Genomic DNA, 1,293 nt, shown 5'->3' on the forward strand with positions numbered 1-1,293 from the left:
GGTAGTGTTCAAAAATCTGTGTCATTTCAGTAAACTGGTAAAAACAGGAATGACACATGACAAATCAATTCAACTTCGAAGATGCAGTTAAAGCACTTCAATCAGGTAAAAAACTTAATGGTAAAGATGGTGTACTTACATCACTTATCAAACAACTAACCGAGTCAGCGCTCCAGGCTGAACTTGAACAACACCTTGCAAATGAACAAGAGCCTAACCGTAAAAATGGCTCTAGCACTAAAACCGTTAAATCATCGGTTGGCAGTTTTGAGCTAGATACCCCAAGAGATCGAAGTGGTAGCTTTGATCCTCATCTCGTCAAGAAAAATCAAACCACGCTCAGTGACGAAATAGACTCAAAAATTCTATCCATGTTTAGTATGGGCATGAGTTATCGAGATATTAACAAGCATATTGAAGATATGTACGGTATGAACGTTGCTACAGGCACGATAAGCGCTGTGACCGATAAACTTATTCCTGAGTTAAAAGCATGGCAACAGCGCCCTTTAGACAGCCATTATCCGATTGTTTGGCTTGATGCTATACACTACAAAGTGAAAGAAGATGGCCGTTATATTAGCAAAGCGGTTTACACTTTACTCGGTTTAGATATTCACGGAAGGAAAGAAGTACTTGGCTTACATTTATCTGAAAATGAAGGTGCTAATTATTGGTTGTCGGTGCTCACCGATTTAAATAATCGAGGGGTAAAAGATATCCTAATTGCCTGTATTGATGGCCTAACGGGTTTTCCTGAAGCAATAAAAACTATTTTTCCAGAGACCGAAGTACAATTATGCATTGTTCATCAAATCCGAAATTCAATGAAGTATGTAGCCTCTAAAAATCAAAAAGCGTTTATGGCTGATTTAAAGCCCGTTTATCGAGCGGCAACAAGGGAGGCAGCAGAACTAGCGCTTGACGAACTTGAGGCTAAATGGGGGAGCGCTTATCCGCTGGTGATTAATTCCTGGCGTAATAAATGGCATAACTTATCAGCTTACTTCAAGTACCCTGAGCATATTCGCAAGGTCATTTATACAACGAACGCCGTTGAGGCTGTGCATCGTCAGTTTAGAAAGTTGACCAAAACGAAAGGCGCTTTTCCCAATGAAAATAGCTTGTTGAAGTTACTTTATGCTGGCATATTAAATGCCACTGAGAAATGGACTATGCCCATCCACAATTGGAGCTTGTGTTTATCTCAGTTAGCCATTTATTTTGAAGGGCGCTTAGACAGCGTACTCGATATTTAAACATTTAAGCTGACACAGAATTTTGAACGCCCTC

1 protein-coding gene is annotated in these 1,293 nt (G+C 40.0%); it reads left to right on the plus strand.

What is annotated here, in order from left to right; genetic code table 11:
- The first annotated feature begins 56 nt into the window (after nucleotides 1–56).
- Complete coding sequence (locus ABXG98_RS18940) at nucleotides 57–1,259, plus strand: IS256 family transposase (RefSeq protein ID WP_353540272.1); 1,203 nt, start codon at nucleotides 57–59, stop codon at nucleotides 1,257–1,259.
- Nucleotides 1,260–1,293: the final 34 nt, after the last annotated feature.

The sequence above is a fragment of the Colwellia sp. KU-HH00111 genome (assembly GCF_040362745.1).
Lineage (GTDB): Bacteria > Pseudomonadota > Gammaproteobacteria > Enterobacterales > Alteromonadaceae > Colwellia.